14 protein-coding genes are annotated in these 16,492 nt (G+C 63.3%); 5 read left to right on the top strand and 9 right to left on the bottom strand.

The window, feature by feature from the left end:
* Positions 1 to 322: 322 nt before the first annotated feature.
* On the top strand, positions 323 to 1,000 hold the full coding sequence (locus CK218_RS04070) for an MIP family channel protein (RefSeq protein ID WP_095826947.1): 678 nt from the start codon (positions 323 to 325) through the stop codon (positions 998 to 1,000).
* 161 nt (positions 1,001 to 1,161) lie between these two features.
* On the opposite strand, the gene katG is transcribed toward CK218_RS04070, so the two are convergent.
* Positions 1,162 to 3,375, bottom strand: a complete 2,214-nt coding sequence (gene katG, locus CK218_RS04065; RefSeq protein ID WP_095826946.1) for a catalase/peroxidase HPI — start codon at positions 3,373 to 3,375, stop codon at positions 1,162 to 1,164.
* Positions 3,376 to 3,526: 151 nt separating this feature from the next.
* Between katG and CK218_RS04060 the strand changes: the two genes are divergently transcribed.
* On the top strand, positions 3,527 to 4,435 hold the full coding sequence (locus tag CK218_RS04060; protein ID WP_095826945.1) for a hydrogen peroxide-inducible genes activator: 909 nt from the start codon (positions 3,527 to 3,529) through the stop codon (positions 4,433 to 4,435).
* Positions 4,436 to 4,590: 155 nt separating this feature from the next.
* Here CK218_RS04060 and CK218_RS04055 read toward each other — a convergent pair whose 3' ends face one another.
* The 6 genes from CK218_RS04055 to hisS form a co-directional block, all read right to left on the bottom strand.
* The gene (locus tag CK218_RS04055) at positions 4,591 to 5,694 is read right to left on the bottom strand and encodes a calcium:proton antiporter (protein WP_095826944.1); all 1,104 of its coding nucleotides are present in this window, start codon (positions 5,692 to 5,694) and stop codon (positions 4,591 to 4,593) included.
* A 297-nt stretch (positions 5,695 to 5,991) separates the two neighbouring features.
* Complete coding sequence (locus CK218_RS04050) at positions 5,992 to 6,606, bottom strand: poly-gamma-glutamate hydrolase family protein (RefSeq protein ID WP_095826943.1); 615 nt, start codon at positions 6,604 to 6,606, stop codon at positions 5,992 to 5,994.
* Positions 6,607 to 6,687: 81 nt separating this feature from the next.
* Positions 6,688 to 8,454, bottom strand: a complete 1,767-nt coding sequence (locus CK218_RS04045; RefSeq protein ID WP_095826942.1) for an AMP-binding protein — start codon at positions 8,452 to 8,454, stop codon at positions 6,688 to 6,690.
* A 70-nt stretch (positions 8,455 to 8,524) separates the two neighbouring features.
* The gene (gene hisG / locus CK218_RS04040; protein WP_095776372.1) at positions 8,525 to 9,223 is read right to left on the bottom strand and encodes an ATP phosphoribosyltransferase; all 699 of its coding nucleotides are present in this window, start codon (positions 9,221 to 9,223) and stop codon (positions 8,525 to 8,527) included.
* Complete coding sequence (locus tag CK218_RS04035) at positions 9,220 to 10,341, bottom strand: ATP phosphoribosyltransferase regulatory subunit (RefSeq protein WP_066989230.1); 1,122 nt, start codon at positions 10,339 to 10,341, stop codon at positions 9,220 to 9,222. Before CK218_RS04035 ends, hisG begins: the two co-directional genes overlap by 4 nt.
* A gap of 174 nt (positions 10,342 to 10,515) precedes the next feature.
* Positions 10,516 to 12,018, bottom strand: coding sequence for a histidine--tRNA ligase (gene hisS, locus CK218_RS04030; RefSeq protein ID WP_095826941.1), 1,503 nt, complete (start codon positions 12,016 to 12,018; stop codon positions 10,516 to 10,518).
* Between the two features lie 230 nt (positions 12,019 to 12,248).
* Between hisS and CK218_RS04025 the strand changes: the two genes are divergently transcribed.
* Entirely contained in the window at positions 12,249 to 12,485 is a 237-nt protein-coding gene (locus CK218_RS04025) for a hypothetical protein (RefSeq protein ID WP_066989234.1), read from the top strand.
* Between the two features lie 125 nt (positions 12,486 to 12,610).
* On the opposite strand, the gene CK218_RS04020 is transcribed toward CK218_RS04025, so the two are convergent.
* The gene (locus CK218_RS04020) at positions 12,611 to 13,249 is read right to left on the bottom strand and encodes a DNA-3-methyladenine glycosylase I (RefSeq protein ID WP_095826940.1); all 639 of its coding nucleotides are present in this window, start codon (positions 13,247 to 13,249) and stop codon (positions 12,611 to 12,613) included.
* 214 nt (positions 13,250 to 13,463) lie between these two features.
* Here CK218_RS04020 and CK218_RS04015 point away from each other — a divergent pair, with 214 nt between their 5' ends.
* Both CK218_RS04015 and CK218_RS04010 read left to right on the top strand, forming a co-directional pair.
* Entirely contained in the window at positions 13,464 to 14,204 is a 741-nt protein-coding gene (locus CK218_RS04015; RefSeq protein ID WP_095826939.1) for a L,D-transpeptidase, read from the top strand.
* Positions 14,205 to 14,544: 340 nt separating this feature from the next.
* Positions 14,545 to 15,465 (top strand): bifunctional 5,10-methylenetetrahydrofolate dehydrogenase/5,10-methenyltetrahydrofolate cyclohydrolase, encoded by a 921-nt coding sequence (locus CK218_RS04010; protein ID WP_095826938.1) that lies wholly within the window; start codon positions 14,545 to 14,547, stop codon positions 15,463 to 15,465.
* A 9-nt stretch (positions 15,466 to 15,474) separates the two neighbouring features.
* Here the strand turns inward: CK218_RS04010 and CK218_RS04005 are convergent, their stop codons facing one another.
* A complete protein-coding gene (locus CK218_RS04005; RefSeq protein WP_095826937.1) occupies positions 15,475 to 16,467 on the bottom strand; it encodes a hypothetical protein in 993 nt (330 codons plus the stop codon).
* Positions 16,468 to 16,492: the final 25 nt, after the last annotated feature.

Here is a 16,492-nt window from a genome sequence, read left to right as displayed (position 1 = left end):
GTCTATCGTTGCTTCCAGCCCTGCTCTTAGAGCCTTTCCGGCTCCGATTGAAACACTTCTCTTGCGGTGAAGCCAAAACGACCTGTCCCATGCCATCGTCCATGCAACAGGCGGAAGGTTCTTTCGCGGCAGTCGGCGGTCAGCGGATAAACAAGAAAAACGCCTCGCACATGAAACTTCTCTAATGTCTTGACTGGCGGATGCAAAGCAAGACCTCTGGCTTAACACTCGGCTTTCCAAGTTTTGCCGGCAGGAATACTCTTTCGTCTGTGATTCGCGACGCGGAAAACGCGTTTTGGTGGATCCCTATGAGGAGAGGGCAATGAAGACTTATCTGGCAGAAGTTCTAGGCACGTTTCTGTTGGTGTTCATCGGCACGGCCTCCGTGGTCACGGGCGGCTTCGGCGGCGCGCTGCCGCTCCGACAGGAGGGCATCGGCCTGGCGTTCGGCATCGGCCTGATCGCCGCGGCCTATGCGATCGGCCCGATCTCGGGCGCGCATCTCAATCCGGCGGTGACGCTCGGCGTGTTCCTTGCGGGGCGGATGCCGGCGAGGGAAGTCGTGCCTTACTGGATCGCGCAGATCATCGGCGCCATCATCGCTTCGCTGGCGCTGTGGATCATCGTCACCGGCCAGGCCGGCGGCCACACCGGGGGCTTCGGCGCCAATGGCTGGGACGAGGCGAAATGGGGCATGAGCTCGGCCTTCCTGTGGGAGCTGATCGGCACCTTCACCTTCGTCACCGTCATTCTCGGCGTCACCAACGCCAAGCACATGACGGCCTTTGCCGGCCTGGTGATAGGCCTGACGCTGGCAGGGCTCCACTTTGCCATGATCCCGGTGACGGGCACTTCGGTCAATCCGGCGCGCTCGATCGGCCCGGCGCTGTTTTCGGGCGGCGCGGCGCTCGGCCAGCTCTGGCTGTTCATCGTCGCGCCACTGATCGGCGGGGCGATCGCCGGCATCATCGCCAAGGCTGGCATCTTCGAAAAAGACTGATACCTAATGCAAAAGGCGCGGGCATGAACCCGCGCCTTCTCTTTGGGAGGATGAGACCTAAAGCGCATTGCGATCTTTCAGTTTCGCTCCGTGCGCTTTAGTTTTTTGAATTGCGTATGTCTTTGTCCCCCTAAGCGGTTCCTACTTTCCGGACACCTGCTTTACTTCGCGACCAGCTCGAAGCGGTCGAGATTCATCACCTTCGTCCACGCCTTGACGAAGTCCTTGATGAACTTCTGCTTGGCATCCGCCGAGCCGTAAACCTCGGCCAGCGCACGCAATTGCGAGTGCGAGCCGAAGATCAGGTCGGCGCGGGTGCCGGTCCACTTGACTTGCTTGGTCTTGCGGTCGCGCGCCTCATAGGCCTCATCCGCGTCTGGCTCAGAGCCGGCCGCCGGATCCCAGATGGTCGCCATGCTGAGCAGGTTGATGAAGAAGTCGTTGGTCAGCGTGCCCGGCCTGTCGGTGAACACGCCGTGCTTTGAGCCGCCATGATTGGCGCCGAGCACGCGCAAGCCGCCGACCAGCACCGTCATTTCCGGCGCCGTCAGCGTGAGGAGCTGCGCACGGTCGACCAGCATCGCTTCGACCGACATGGGCAGCCTGCCGCGGACGTAGTTGCGGAAGCCGTCGGCCCTCGGCTCGAGTGCCGCGAAGGATTCGACATCGGTCTGCTCCTGCGAAGCGTCCATGCGGCCTGGCGTAAAGGGCACGTTCACCTCATTGCCGCCGTCCTTCGCGGCCTTCTCGATCGCGGCGGCGCCGCCGAGCACGATCAGGTCGGCGAGCGAGATCTTCTTCTCGCCCGCCTGCGCCGCGTTGAACTCCTGCTGGATGGCTTCGAACTTCGCCAGCACCTTCGAAAGCTGGGCCGGCTGGTTGACTTCCCAGTCCTTCTGCGGGCTGAGACGGATGCGGCCGCCATTGGCGCCGCCGCGCTTGTCCGAGCCGCGGAAGGTCGAGGCCGAGGCCCAGGCAGTTGAGACCAGTTCAGGAACCATGAGGCCGGAGGCCAGGATCTTCGCCTTCAGCGCGGCGATATCCTCTTCGCTGACCAGTTCGTGGTCGATCGCCGGAATCGGATCCTGCCAGATCAGCTCTTCCTTCGGCACGAGCGGGCCGAGATAACGAACCACCGGGCCCATGTCGCGATGGGTGAGCTTGAACCAGGCGCGGGCGAAAGCGTCGGCGAACTGGTCCGGGTACTGGTGGAAGCGACGCGAGATCTTCTCATAGGCCGGATCGAAGCGCAGCGCGAGATCGGTGGTGAGCATGGCCGGAGCATGACGCCTGGAGGGATTGTGCGCGTCCGGAACCGTGCCGGCGCCGGCGCCGCCCTTCGGCGTCCACTGATTGGCGCCGGCCGGGCTCTTCGTCAGCTCCCATTCGAAGTTGAACAGGTTGTCGAAGAAATTGTTGCTCCATCTGGTCGGCGTCGTGGTCCAGGTGACTTCCAGGCCCGAGGTGATGGCGTCGCCGGCAATGCCGGTGGCATGTTTGCTCGACCAGCCGAGGCCCTGCGCTTCGATGCCGGCACCTTCCGGCTCCACGCCCACCAGCGCGGCATCGCCGGCGCCATGGGTCTTACCGAAGGTGTGGCCGCCGGCGATCAGCGCCACGGTCTCTTCGTCGTTCATGGCCATACGGCGGAAGGTCTCGCGGATGTCGCGGGCCGCGGCGACCGGATCCGGCTTGCCGTTCGGGCCTTCCGGGTTCACGTAGATCAGGCCCATCTGAACGGCGCCGAGATGGCCCTGCAGTTCACGGTCGCCGGAATAGCGCTGGTCGTCCAGCCACTTCGTTTCGGAGCCCCAATCCACGTCCTGCTCCGGCTCCCACACGTCGGCACGGCCGCCGGCGAAGCCGAAGGTTTTGAAACCCATCGATTCCAGCGCGACGTTGCCGGCCAGGATCATCAGGTCGGCCCAGGAGATACTGCGGCCGTATTTCTGTTTGACCGGCCACAGCAGCCGGCGTGCCTTGTCGAGATTGGCATTGTCCGGCCAGCTGTTCAGCGGCGCGAACCGCTGCTGGCCCGCACCGGCGCCGCCACGCCCGTCGCCGATGCGATAGGTGCCGGCACTGTGCCAGGCCATGCGGATGAAGAGCGGTCCGTAATGGCCGAAATCGGCCGGCCACCAGTCCTGCGAGTCGGTCATCACATGGTGCAGGTCCTTGATCACGGCATCGAGATCGAGGCTCCGGAATTCCGTGGCATAGTCGAAATCCTCGCCCATCGGGTCCGAGAGGCTCGACTGCTGATGAAGAACGCCGAGGTCGAGTAGATTCGGCCACCAATCCCGATTGGTCCTGCCGGCGGATCCATGCGCCACGGGGCATTTGCCAGCGCTGTTGTCGTCGGTTTTCGCGTCCATCTTACTCTCCAGGTTTTGATTTTTCCGAGATTGATTCTGCGCAGATTTCGGGGCCCGCCAGCGGCCGCGCCAATCTGGAATGATTCCAGCCTAGGCCGGCTTGGCGATAAAGACAAATTGCCTTTCCCGTTCGTTTTGATAAGCTTTCCTTATGATCGGCCTCACCGTGCGACAGATGCTTTATTTCGACGCGCTGGCGCAGACGCTGCATTTCGGCCGCGCCGCGAAGCTTGCCGGCGTCAGCCAGCCGGCGCTCTCCGGCCAGATCGCCGAAATGGAAGAGCGGCTGAACTGTCTTTTGTTCGAGCGCGGCGGCAAGACGGTGCGGATGACGGACGAAGCGCTTGTGCTGCAGCCGCGCATCGAGCGCATTCTTGCCGATATACGTGACGTCGAGACGACCGCCCGGCGCGGCCGCCCCGCGATGGAAGGCCGCTTCCGGCTGGGCATCATCCCGACCGTAGCGCCCTATCTCCTGCCGCGGGTCCTGCCGGAATTGAAGAAGCATTTCCCGGGCCTGCAGCTCGAACTGCGCGAGGCGCTGACGGCATCGTTGGTCGAGGACAATGTCTCGGGCAAGCTCGACGCTTTCATCGCCGCGCTGCCGCTCGACCATCCGGGGCTCGTCACGGAAGAGCTCTTCCCGGACCGCTTCTTCCTTGCGGTGCCCGCCGGCGATCCGGCCTTCGCCTCGCCGCCCGTGCCGCCGGAAAGCCCGGCGCTGGAACGGCTGATGCTGCTCGAGGAAGGCCATTGCCTGCGCGAACAGGCTCTGGCCGTCTGCGGCAATGTTCGGCCGGTGGCGATGGCAAGCTATGGCGCCACCAGTCTCACCACGCTCTTGCAGATGGTGGCGCATGGGCTGGGCGTGACGCTGGTTCCGGAAATGGCGGCAAACGCCGCCGGCGTCATGCCGGACCTCAAGATCGTGCCGTTCCAGGAGCCGATGCCGCAGCGCATGATCTGCCTCGCATGGCGGCGCAACAAGGTGCGCCAGGACGAATGCGTGGAACTGGCAAAGATCATACGGGGATTGGATCAGGCGGTGCTGGCGAGCTGACCCTGGATTCTGAGCTTTGCCCCAATCCCAGTTCTCAGCCAACGCCCCGTATCGGAAGCTTCTGCTGCTTACCGGAGCTAACGCTGCCCGCTTCGAAAATCCGATAGTGCGGTTCCCAACCTCGTGTTCTCTACCCTGCGTTCGATTGCCAGCCTTTACGGCACAAATATGAGAAATACGTAGGTAAAGAACACCACAATATGAACCATTCCGGTCAGGAATGTCGTTCTTTCGGTGCTAAAGCTTACGCTGCAAATGAAAAGAGCCAGGGCCAAAAGTACCGCATCAGCCGCCGGAAGCCCAAGGGTTAACCCTCGGCCTGTCAGCAGGCTGGCGGCCGCGACCGCCGGTATCGTCAGACCGATGGTGGCGCAGGCCGAACCCATCGCAACGTTGAGGCCGCGCTGCAGCTCATTGTTGAGCGAGGCGCGAACCGCCGAAATGGCCTCCGGCATCAAAACCAGCCCGGCGATCATCGCTCCCACGATACTGTCGGCCTGGGTCACCTGGTAGGCAACGAGCGTATCCTCGACACCGGCGGCGACCTGCTCGGCCAGCATGACGATGCCGATCAGCCCGCTCAGCAGCAGCAGAACGCCGACAGAAAGGCTTTCGGGAAGGGCAGTTCGCATCGAAACGTCGTGCGCCTGTTCCTGGACGAAGTCGTCCCGGTGCCGAACGGTCTGGGCGAACACGAAGCTTGCATAGAGCAGCACTGAAAGGACGCTCACAAAACCAAGCTGGCCTGCCGAAAACGTGCCTGGATCCGTGGTTTGAGTGTAGGTCGGCAGGACAAGCGTCATGACAGTCAGCGCGATCAGAACCGCGAGATACGCGCTGGTCCCTTGCCGAACGATTGCCTGCTTGCGATGACGCCAGCCGCCAAGCGTGAGACACGTACCGACGACGCCGGTGGAGATAATCATCACTGTCGAGAAAACGGATTCGCGCGCCAATGTCGGGTTGTTCTCTCCATGCAGCATCATGGAAACGATGATCGACACTTCGATTGCCGTCACGGCAAAGGTCAGCACCAACGTCCCGTACGGCTCCCCCACGCGCCGGGCCACGGCCTCGGCGTGGTCGAGCACCACGAAAATGGTGATGAACATGATCGCACTCGAAAGCGCTCCAACGACAATCCTGATGCTCAGCGAACCTTCGTCCACCGAAAGGCCGCTGGCTCTGACCGCGACAGCCATCACCAGGGCGGCCAATGGCATTGTGTAGGAAGTCACCGACCGCGCGAAACCAGTCATTGAAGCCCCTGCGTTTCGGCGAATTTAGCGGAAAAGCCTGTGGGAAGCACCCGAGCCGACATCATTGCGAAGCGGACGGACCGATCAACCGGCGTTCGACTTCTTCCGGGAAGCCGATCCGCTGCTGCCGAGGATGCGCGAGGAGTTGCGGCGCCGGCTGTTCCAGCGCACCGAAACGTCGAGATGCCATGGTCTTACGCCGTTTCCCGCGCCGGCAATCACCGTCCTCACAGCACCCGCGACAGGACTTCACGCGTGCGTGGCGTGCTCCCACTTGCCGGTCTGGGCGATGCGGCTTTAGGACACGATCGAACGGCTTCTGGCATCGACGGTGTCAATCGCCTTGCGAACCGCCGTGCAGAATTTTCGCAAAAGTTCCGGCTCGTTCCCCAGCCGCTGGCGCAGGGAGAAGGGTATCTCCAGCTGCGCTCCTTTGCCGGTCAATCCACGATTGACGATGTTCAAATCGCCGATTCCTGGGAAAATATGGTTGTCCCTTTTGGTGTTGAAGCCGGCTTCCTGGAGGCGCCGAACTATCTCTGTAATCAGCGCGGCATCCTTGCCGCCCATATAGATTGTCGAGGGATCGTCCCGATCCTGGCGACCATGGATAGCAACGACAATCGACTTCGCCCGCACCAAGTCGAGCGCGGATTCCTCGTCAAAGTTATTTGACGTTATGTGCAACTCGCGATTGTTGTGCGGCATCAGTCCTTCAAAGCAATACAGATCCAGATCGCTCCCTGCCACCGTCTCGGCAATCAGGGAGGTGCGGGGCTCGATTTTCCCACCGTGCGGGGCGAGGACGATCGCATTGCCGGTTCGAGCGCCACGCCGCACGACGATGCGATAGTCCACGTTTTCGATTTTGGCGGCCTTCAGCGCCGCAAAATTTGGGAACTCGTTGTCCATAATCCCATCCAAACGCGTGGTCGGCAGTTCGTGCTTCGAGCGCGTTTTGCGAAGGCTGAATATTTCCGGATCAATCCCGCCTCACGCCGTCTTCTGCGCCACCAGCCCCAGTTCCTCGACCATTGCCTCGCGCATCAGGAATTTCTGCGGCTTGCCGGTCACCGTCATCGGCAGCTCGGTGCGGAAGCGGATGTAGCGCGGCACCTTGTAATGCGCGATCTGGCCGCTGCAGAAGGCCTTGATCTCCTCAGCGGTGGCGATCTGGCCGGGCTTCAGCACGATCCAGGCGCAGATCTCCTCGCCATATTTGTCGTCGGGAATGCCGAAGACCTGCACTTCCTTGATCTTGGGGTGGCGGTAGAGGAATTCCTCGACCTCGCGCGGATAGACGTTCTCGCCACCGCGAATCACCATGTCCTTCACCCGGCCGACAATGTTGCAATAGCCCTCGGCGTCGATCGTCGCGAGGTCGCCGGTGTGCATCCAGCCGTCGGCGTCGATCGCCTCGCGGGTTTTTTCCGCGTCGTCCCAATAGCCCTTCATCACCGAATAGCCGCGTGTGCAGAGCTCGCCCGGCTCGCCGACCGGGACGGTGGCGCCATCGGCGCCGATCGCCTTGACCTCGACATGCGGATGGATGCGGCCGACCGTGGAGACGCGTTTTTCCAGCGGGTCGTCGACGCTGCTCTGGAAAGAAACCGGACTGGTCTCGGTCATGCCATAGGCAATGGTCACTTGCGCCATATGCATCAGCAACACCACCTTCTTCATCACCTCTATCGGGCATGGCGAGCCGGCCATGATGCCGGTGCGCAGGCTGGAGAGGTCGAAGCTAGAGAAATCGGCATGATCGAGCATGGCGACGAACATGGTCGGCACGCCATAAAGGCCGGTGCAACGTTCCTGCGCGACGGCTCTGAGCGTCGCGCCCGCGTCAAAACCTTCGCCCGGGAAGACCATCGTGGCGCCTTTGGTGACGCAGCCCATCGTGCCCATCGACATGCCGAAGCAATGATAGAGCGGCACAGGGATGCAGAGCCGGTCGTCGACGGTGAGCTCGATCGCCGAGGTGACGAAGCTGCCGTTGTTGACGATGTTCAAATGGGTGAGGGTCGCGCCCTTCGGCGCGCCCGTCGTTCCGCTGGTGAACTGAATGTTGATGGCGTCGCCGGGCTTCAGGCTTTCGGAGATGCGATCGAGGCTGTCATGCTCGTCGCGTCCGGCCATTGCCAGCACATCGCCGAAATTGAACATGCCGGGCGAGTTGTCCTCGCCCATGCGGATGACGATCTTCAGCGACGGCAGCTTCTTTGCCTCGAGCTTGCCGGGCTCGGCCTTGGCGATCTCCGGCGCCAGCGTCTCGATCATGCCGAGATAGTCGGAGGTCTTGAAGCTGACCGCCGTGACCAGCGCCTTGCAACCGACCTTGTTGAGCGCATATTCCAGCTCGCTCAGCCGGTAGGCCGGGTTGATGTTGACCAGGATCAGGCCGATGCGCGCGGTGGCGAACTGCGTCACCAGCCATTCCCAGCGGTTGGGCGACCAGATGCCGACGCGATCGCCCTTCTCCAGGCCGAGCGCCAGGAAGCCGGCGGCCAGCGCGTCGACCGCATCCGACAGCTCGCTCCAGGTGAAGCGCTTGTCTTGGCCGACGAAGACCGCGGCATCGAGCGTGGCGTATCTGCTCACCGTATCGGAGAAGAGTTCCGGAATGGTTTTGTCGAGCAACGGCGCCGAACGGTCGCCCGAGACATGCGCCCTGCCGTCCATCGGAGCAATGAAGGTGCCATGCGTTCCGCGCCCGCGCAGATTGGTGGCGTTCATGAGCTCGTCGAGTTTGATCGCCATCGCCGTCTCCTCCCGGGATGAGCCAGCCTATCAGCCTGCCGGGACGGTGGAAACCCGCCGAAGGTACCGGTTAAGCGACCAGCGCAGCCATCTTCGCTGCGATGCCACGCAACTGTGCCTCATCGGCCGCGTCGCGCACCTTCCTGGAAGCAACGAGACAGGCCTGCGACTTCAGGATTATCCCATCGCTCAGCACCTTGAGATGGTTGGCGCGCAGCGTCGAGCCGGTGGTGGTGATGTCGACGATGACGTCGGCAAGGCCGGCCGCCGGTGCGCCTTCGGTGGCGCCGAGGCTTTCGACGATGCGGTAGACCTGGATGCCGTGCTTCAGCGAAAAGAACTGCTGGGTCAGCCGCCAGTATTTGGTGGCAATCCTGAGCCGCCGGCCATGACGCTGGCGGAAATCGGCGGCGACATCATCGAGATCGGCCATGGTATCGACGTCGAGCCAGATATCCGGCACCGCCACCACGACATCGGCATGACCGAAGCCCAGACGGGCGACGATCTCGGCGCGCGCTTCCCAGTCGGCGAGGTTTTCGCGCAGCAGATCCTCGCCGGTGATGCCGAGATCGACCGCGCCCTGGCCGATCTCGCCGGCGATCTCGGACGCGGAGAGGAAGGCCACTTCGACATTGTCGAGGCCCTCGATCCGGGCGCGGTATTTGCGGTCGTCCTCGGGCAGAGTGACCGCCAGTCCGGCCTTGGCCAGGACTTCAAGCGACTGCTCCTTGAGACGGCCCTTGGATGGGATCGCCAGCGTGATCATCGCGTGGGCTCCCGTAGTGCTTCGATGCGGTCGAGCCACACCGAGAAGCCGACGCCGGGGATAGGCTTCTTCGCGCCGAGCAGCGTCAGCAGCCGGTCGTAACGACCGCCGCCCACCAGCGGACGGTCGCCACCCTGGGCAGCAATCTCGAAGACGAGACCGGTATAGTAATCGAGCGGACGGCCGAAGGCGGCGTCATAGCGGATCTTTTCGACCGGCAGGCCATGTGCCGCGATCGCCTCGGCGCGGGCGGCGAAATTTTCGAGCGCCGCGCCAAGGGACAGGCCCGCAGCGGCGGCGAATTTTTCCAGCGCCTCAGTTGCTCCGCCCAGCGCGACGTCGATCTCGAGAAATCCTTTCAACGCCGAGAACGCCTCGTCGGACAGCCGCACGCTGCGCAGTTGCGCCTTCTCGATCAACCGCCGCGCGATGTCGGCCGGGGCGCGGCCCGAGGAGGCCGACAGCCCGGCCTCTTCCATGCCGGCGGCGATATAAGCGGCGAGGCCGTCGGTATCGCTGTCGAGCACCAGCAAGGCCACCGGACCCGACAGCTGGCTGTTGCGCGGCGGATTGGCGAGGTCGGCAAGGGCCGCTTCCAGCATCGACGCCGAGCCGAAGGCGCGTGCGAGGCGCATGCGCCAGCCACGCGGCAGGCCGAGCGCGGCCAGCACCGCCTCGAACAAGGTCTGGTCGCCGAGCGTGATGGCGAGCGGCACGCTGGGCAGCACCAGCGAGAGCAGCGCGTGCGCGTCGGCCAGCGAGCGCGCGTCAGCGGCGGCGGTATCACGATCGCCGAGATCCTCGATACCGGCCTGGAAGAACTCGTTGCCGCCCTCGCGGCGCTGTCGGAACACTTCGCCGAGATAGGAATAGCGCCGCGGCGTGCCCGCCTGGCTGGCGATGTGGTCGAGGCAGACCGGGATGGTGAATTCGGGCCTGAGGCACAGCGTCTTGCCGGTCTCGCTCTCGGTCAGAAAGATGCGGCGGCGCAGATCCTCGCCCGCCATATCGAGGAACGGATCGGCCGGCTGCAGCACCGCCACCTCGACCGCGTGGGTGTCGCGCGCGGCGAAGAGTTTTGCGACGTCGGCGGCGATGGCGGGATAGCGGGAAGTCATAAAGCGCCACCTCCCCTTCTCCCCTTGTGGGAGAAGATGGATTGGCGTGCAGCGCCGAGACGGATGAGGGGTGCTGGGCGGAATGAGACGCTGGCGCTCCCTGGAACACCCCTCATCCGACCGAGCTTCGCTCGGCCACCTTCTCCCACAAGGGGAGAAGGAGAGGTTGGCGCCCTACTTGCCACGTGCCCGCTCCTCGGCCTGCGCTGCCAGGATCTTCTTCACCTCGGCGACCAGCTCGCTCTCCGCCACCGTCACCTGCGCCGGGCGCGCGGCGCGCCATTCGGCGTTATCGGTGATCTCGGCCGACAGGCGCGCGCCTTCGATGAGGTCCTTGATCTGCACCTCTCCCTTGACGCGCTCGTCGCCGCCCTGGATGACGGCGATCGGGCTGCCGCGGCGGTCGGCATATTTCAGCTGCGCCTTCATGCCGGCGCCGCCGAGATACATCTCCGAGCGAATGCCGGCGGCGCGCAGATCGGCGACCATCTTCTGGTAGCGGCCGAGGCTTTCCGTATCCTTGTCCATGACCAGAACGACGACCGGAGCAATGACGTCGGAAGTGTCGAGCTTGCCGAGGTTCTTCAGCGCCGTCATCAGCCGCGAGACGCCGATCGAGAAGCCGGTCGCCGGTACCGGCTCGCCGCGGAAACGCGAGACCAGCCCGTCATAGCGGCCGCCGCCGCCGACCGAGCCGAAGCGCACGATCTGACCTTCGTCGTTGGGGATCTCGGCCAGCAGCTCGGCCTCGAAGACCGGGCCGGTGTAATATTCGAGGCCGCGCACGACGGAGCGGTCCATCGCAACGCGGTCCTCGCCATATCCTGCAGCCCTGACCAGAGCTTCAATCGTTGCAAGTTCGCCGACGCCTTCCTGATACACGGCGTTGGCACCGACGGTGGAATGCTGGCCAGCCTGTCCGTTCCTTGCCGTTGCGAGAAGAACCGCTTCGGCCTGCGCGTCACTCAGCCCCGCGCCCTTTGCGAAATCGCCTTCGCCTTCCTTGCCGCCATCCCATCGTCCCGGGCCAAGCAGCAGCCTCACGCCTTCCGGCCCGAGCTTGTCCAGCTTGTCGATGGCGCGCAGCACCGTCAGCCTGCGCCCGGCATTCTCCTCACCGCCAAGCCCAATCGCCTCCAGCACCCCGTCCAGCACCTTGCGGTTGTTGACGCGGATGACGTAGTCGCCGCGCTTGATGCCAAGCGCCTCCATCACGTCGGCCATCATCATCGCCATCTCGGCGTCGGCGGCGACGCCCGGCGTGGCGATCGTGTCGGCGTCGAACTGCATGAACTGGCGGAAGCGGCCGGGGCCCGGCTTCTCGTTGCGGAACACCCAGCCGGACCGGTAGCTGCGATAGGGTTTCGGCAGGCGGTCGTAATTCTCGGCGACGAAACGCGCCGTCGGTGCCGTCAGGTCGTAGCGCAGCGACAGCCACTGGTCGTCATCGTCCTGGAACGAGAAGACGCCTTCGTTCGGGCGGTCCTGGTCGGGCAGGAATTTGCCCAAAGCATCGGTGTATTCGATCATCGGCTGGTCGACCGGCTCGAAACCGTAAAGCTCATAGACCGAGCGTATGGTCGCCATCATCTTCTCGACGGCGCGAATGTCTTCTGCGCTGCGGTCGGCAAAACCGCGCGGCAGGCGCGCTTTCGTCTTTTCCGATTTGTCGGCCATGGATGGGTCTTTTCGCTATGTGAACGCTGACTTATTTCGAGCGGGCGTGTCCTAGACGATACCGCCTTGGGCGGCAAGGGTTGGCGCCTTTCCCTTCTCCTTGTGCCGACAAGGAAAGGCCGCGCCTTCGAAACAAAACGGCGCCAAGAACGAAACAATCGCGTCACCGGCGCGGCATGCTGCCGACACAATCAAGGACCATAAAGCGCGCCGAAATAAGGGTTCGGGCCATGACGACCACGGAAGACATCATCGAGAGCAAGCCGGTTGCCAAGCTCCGGCCGGCCGGCAGCGCCACCCCCAAGCCGGCGCAGCAGCCCGCAGGGCCGTTCGAGGTCGTGGCGGAAGCCCACAAGCCGACGGTGCGCGACGCGCTGGTGACCGGACTGCTGGTGATCTACCCGGCCTTCGCTGCCGTGGCGGCCATCATCGCCGGGCTGTTTCTGACAAGCGCCGGTAGCCTCTGATCTTCCGCACCCTCCAATCTGAGGACGCGTAGCGTCGGAGGCGATGAGCTCGGTTTTGCGACCCGACCCGCGCCTTCGGCGCGACCTGCCCACAAGGGGGCCATAAGGGGCGGGTAGAGGTGACGCTATTTCGGTCTCTTGAACCTCTGCCGCTCGGCCTCCACCTCTGCCCGGCAGACACAGCCTTCGAGATGGTCGTTGACCAAGCCCATCGCCTGCATAAAGGCGTAGACGGTCGTCGGGCCGACGAAGCTCCAGCCGCGCTTCTTCAGTTCCTTGGAGATCCGGACCGAGACCGCCGTCGTCGGATTGGCGCGCAGATGGGCAAGGTCGACAACCGTCGGCCGCTCGTCAGGCCCCGGCTCGAACTTCCAGAACCAGGCGGCCAGCGAGCCGAATTCATCGGCCATTTCACGGGCGCGCCCGGCGTTGTTGATGGTCGAGACGATCTTGCCGCGATGGCGGATGATGCCGACATTGCCGAGCAGACGCTCGACATCCTTGTCGGTGAACGCCGCCACCCTGTCGAAGTCGAAATTGGCGAAAGCCTCGCGGAAATTCTCGCGCTTGCGCAGGATGGTCAGCCAGGAGAGACCGGACTGGAAGCCTTCGAGGCAGATCTTTTCGAAGAGCCGGCGATCGTCCGCTACGGGCCGGCCCCATTCATGGTCGTGATAGTGCAGATAGTCCGGCAGATTGCCGTGCCAGAAGCAGCGCATGATACCGTCGGGGCCGTCGAGCAGGCCGGCATTTTCTTGTTCCATTGTTAAAATCCGTCCGTTAATGCGCGCAAGCGTCGGTTTTACCGTGGCTTTACCAGATTCCTGAACCGGCCGGTAACCACACCACAAAGTTTACTGACAAGTCGGCATTTTACGCATTCCGATTCATGTTTTGCTTGCCGCTCAGCGCCAAGGATCGCCACGCCGAGGGCTCTTCCCTGCCCTTGGACGAGTTCGACGATCAAGGTGCGTTCCGATGAAGACAGCGTTCACTTTCGTGCTCGGCGCAGCCGCGGTGCTTGCCGCCGGCGCGACGACCTCTTTCGCCAATGACCGTTATGCCGACAGGCCGCCCGTGATGGTGAGCCCCGACCTTTCAGCGCCTTGGGTGCTGCAGCTCGGCCATGCGCCAGGGATCGTGCGCCCGAGCCGCCAGGCGACCCAGCAGCCGCTGCGGCGGCTTTTCCAGGCGCAGCCCGACCAGCAGCGCACCGCAGCCGTGCGGCAGCCTGCCAAGCGCATGGTGATGCGGCCACAGATCAACCCGATCTACCTGCCTCAGGAAGTCGCCTATGACGGGCCGCAGAAGCCGGGCACGATCGTCATCGATACCCACCAGAACTTCCTTTATCTGGTCGAGAAGGACGGCAAGGCGCGCCGTTACGGCGTCGGTACCGGCAAGCCCGGTTTCGAATGGTCGGGCACGCACAAGATCACCGACAAAAAAGTGTGGCCGGACTGGCGCCCGCCGGCGGCAATGATCGCCCGCGAGGCGGCCAAGGGCCGCTACCTGCCGACCTATCTGGCCGGCGGCACCGAGAACCCGCTCGGCGCGCGCGCGCTCTATCTCGGCACCACGGAATACCGCATCCACGGCACCAACCAGCCCTGGACGATCGGCGGCGCGGTGTCCTCCGGCTGCATCCGCATGCGCAACGAGGATGTTGTCGACCTCTACGAGCGCGTCAATGTCGGAACAACCGTCGAGGTGATATAGTAACTGCGAATCAGCCGGTTAGGCGGCGCTGAGCAGTTTTGGCGCTCGCTGTTGCCCCCAAGCCATAGCGCGGTTTGGCGAGACATGCTTAGACTGGCATCGAGTTAACGGGGGACGGGCCGTGTGGGGATACGGTCAGTCACGAAAGGGCAGCACGGGAGACCGCGCTGCCCTTTTCGTTTCAAGCCCGTCAACGGGTCGCCCCGGAAGCAGCATGTTTCGCATTCGGGGCTGATTTCCCGGCGCACCTCTGCTATTGCAGCGCACAATCTTGGTTTTACGCAATTCCGGACGGAAAACCGCCCTTCTGGAGTTGCTCCAGAAGGCAGAGGTTCCACCTATGACTCGGTCCGACGACAGCCGCTATCTCAGGGGCGGTCCGGTCGCCCAGCGCATCATCGCTTCGGTACGCGAGGAAGCGGCCATCGCCACAGCGGAAGGCTTCCCACCGAAGCTGGTCTCGATCACCGTCGGCGACACCGACGCGGTCGACGTTTATGTGCGCAACCAGCGCGCCAAGGCCGGGCTTGCCGGCATCGGCTTCGAGGAACGGCGCTTTGCCGCCGACATCACCGCGGGCGAGCTGGAAGCCGCCATTCACGGCCTCAACGCCGATCCGCGCGTCACCGGTATCATCATCCAGCGGCCGGTGCCGGCGCATATCCCGATCAAGACGCTGCAGGCGGCGGTGCACCCGCTGAAGGACGTCGAGGGCATGCATCCGGCCTCGATCGGCAACATCGTCTACAACCAGCTCGATCTCGCACCCTGCACGGCGGCCGCATCGGTCGAGCTTCTCAAGGAGACCGGCCTGGACCTCAAGGGGCTCGAGGTGGTGGTGGTCGGCCATTCCGAGATCGTCGGCAAGCCGATCGCCTTTCTGCTGATGAGCGAGGGGGCGACGGTGACGGTGTGCCATCACATGACGCGCTCGGTGGCCGCGCATGCGCGGCGCGCGGATGCGCTGTTCGTCGCCGTCGGCAGGCCGCGACTGATCAAGGCCGAGATGGTGAAGCCCGGCGCCTGCGTCATCGACATCGGCATCAATTCGGAAATCGGCCCGGACGGCGAGAGCCGCATCGTCGGCGATGTCGACACCGAGAGCGTCAAGGAGGTCGCTTCCTGGATCACGCCGGTGCCGGGCGGCGTCGGCCCGCTGACGGTGGCGATCCTGCTGCGCAACACCATGGTGGCGCTCAACCGTCAGCGCGCGCTCTACCGCGCGACCTATGGCGTCGTGGACAAGCTCGCGGCGGAGTAGCTGCTGTCGTCAGGTCCACTGCGACACATGGCATGTGATCCGGCTTTCTTCGTCCCAGAAGACGTAAAGCATGCCGCCGCTACCCCAGAAGAAACCGGCGAATGAATCGAATTGGAGCAGGAACTCCATTTTTCGATCTGTTCCAGGCACAAGCGGAAAGTCCGGCCCTTGGACCCATGACGGCAAGCCGCCAAGTCGGAACAGGTTCTGTCGCGAATTGCTTGCGAACCACGATTGCCTGAGCCATCGCTGCGGTGTTGGCGCCAACCGCGCGACGTGCTCCCCCGAGACAAGCCGCGACATGAAATCCTCGGAGGAATGGAACGGCGCGATCGGAGTCGGCATGCCATCTGCGTCGTGGGAGTAGTAGGTCGGCTCAAGAGAGCCTTGGCAGGTCTCCAAGCGAAGCCGAGGAAGGCCTTCAACCCCGTCCAAGGTGACGAGGTGGGTCAATCTCCTGCCGCACGTCGGGCAGACAGCTTTCCCAACGCCGCCAACCACAAATGACGGCCGATGAGCCGGCAGATGCCAGGTAGGATGATTGCGATGTGTCGGAAAAGACATGTCGCTCGGAGCGCCTTCTTCAAAGATGAAGTGCTGGCATGCGGGCGGTGATTGGGGATCGGCATGGGTTAGCCAGTCTTTGAAATCAGGATTGTCGACGAGGGTGCTGGCTGGAAACAAGTCGGGCGTCTGCAATGTAACGTGAACCAACAGATCTTCGACATCAATTCCACGCTTCACCTGTGCCTGGAGAAAAAACGCGAGCTGACCCAGATGTTCGTCACCCAGAAACGAAACTGCGTCTTGGATCAGGGTGATCTTGTGGGCATCAGCGGCAATCACCGCCTTGATAAGCCGAAGCAGAAAGTCGGATCCGCTGTGGAGATACCGAGTGACAATCGCCTCGCAGTCAGCATAACGGGCATGAACTGTCGAAGGCGACTGGTCCGACAACAGGCGAACAACAGTCTCGACATCTGCCGATTCTGAGTTGCTCATCGCTGCATTCTCACTTCGGCCAACT

It is taken from the genome of Mesorhizobium sp. WSM3879 (assembly GCF_002294915.1).
Lineage (GTDB): Bacteria > Pseudomonadota > Alphaproteobacteria > Rhizobiales > Rhizobiaceae > Mesorhizobium.
This window is presented reverse-complemented; position numbering and strand designations above follow the sequence as displayed.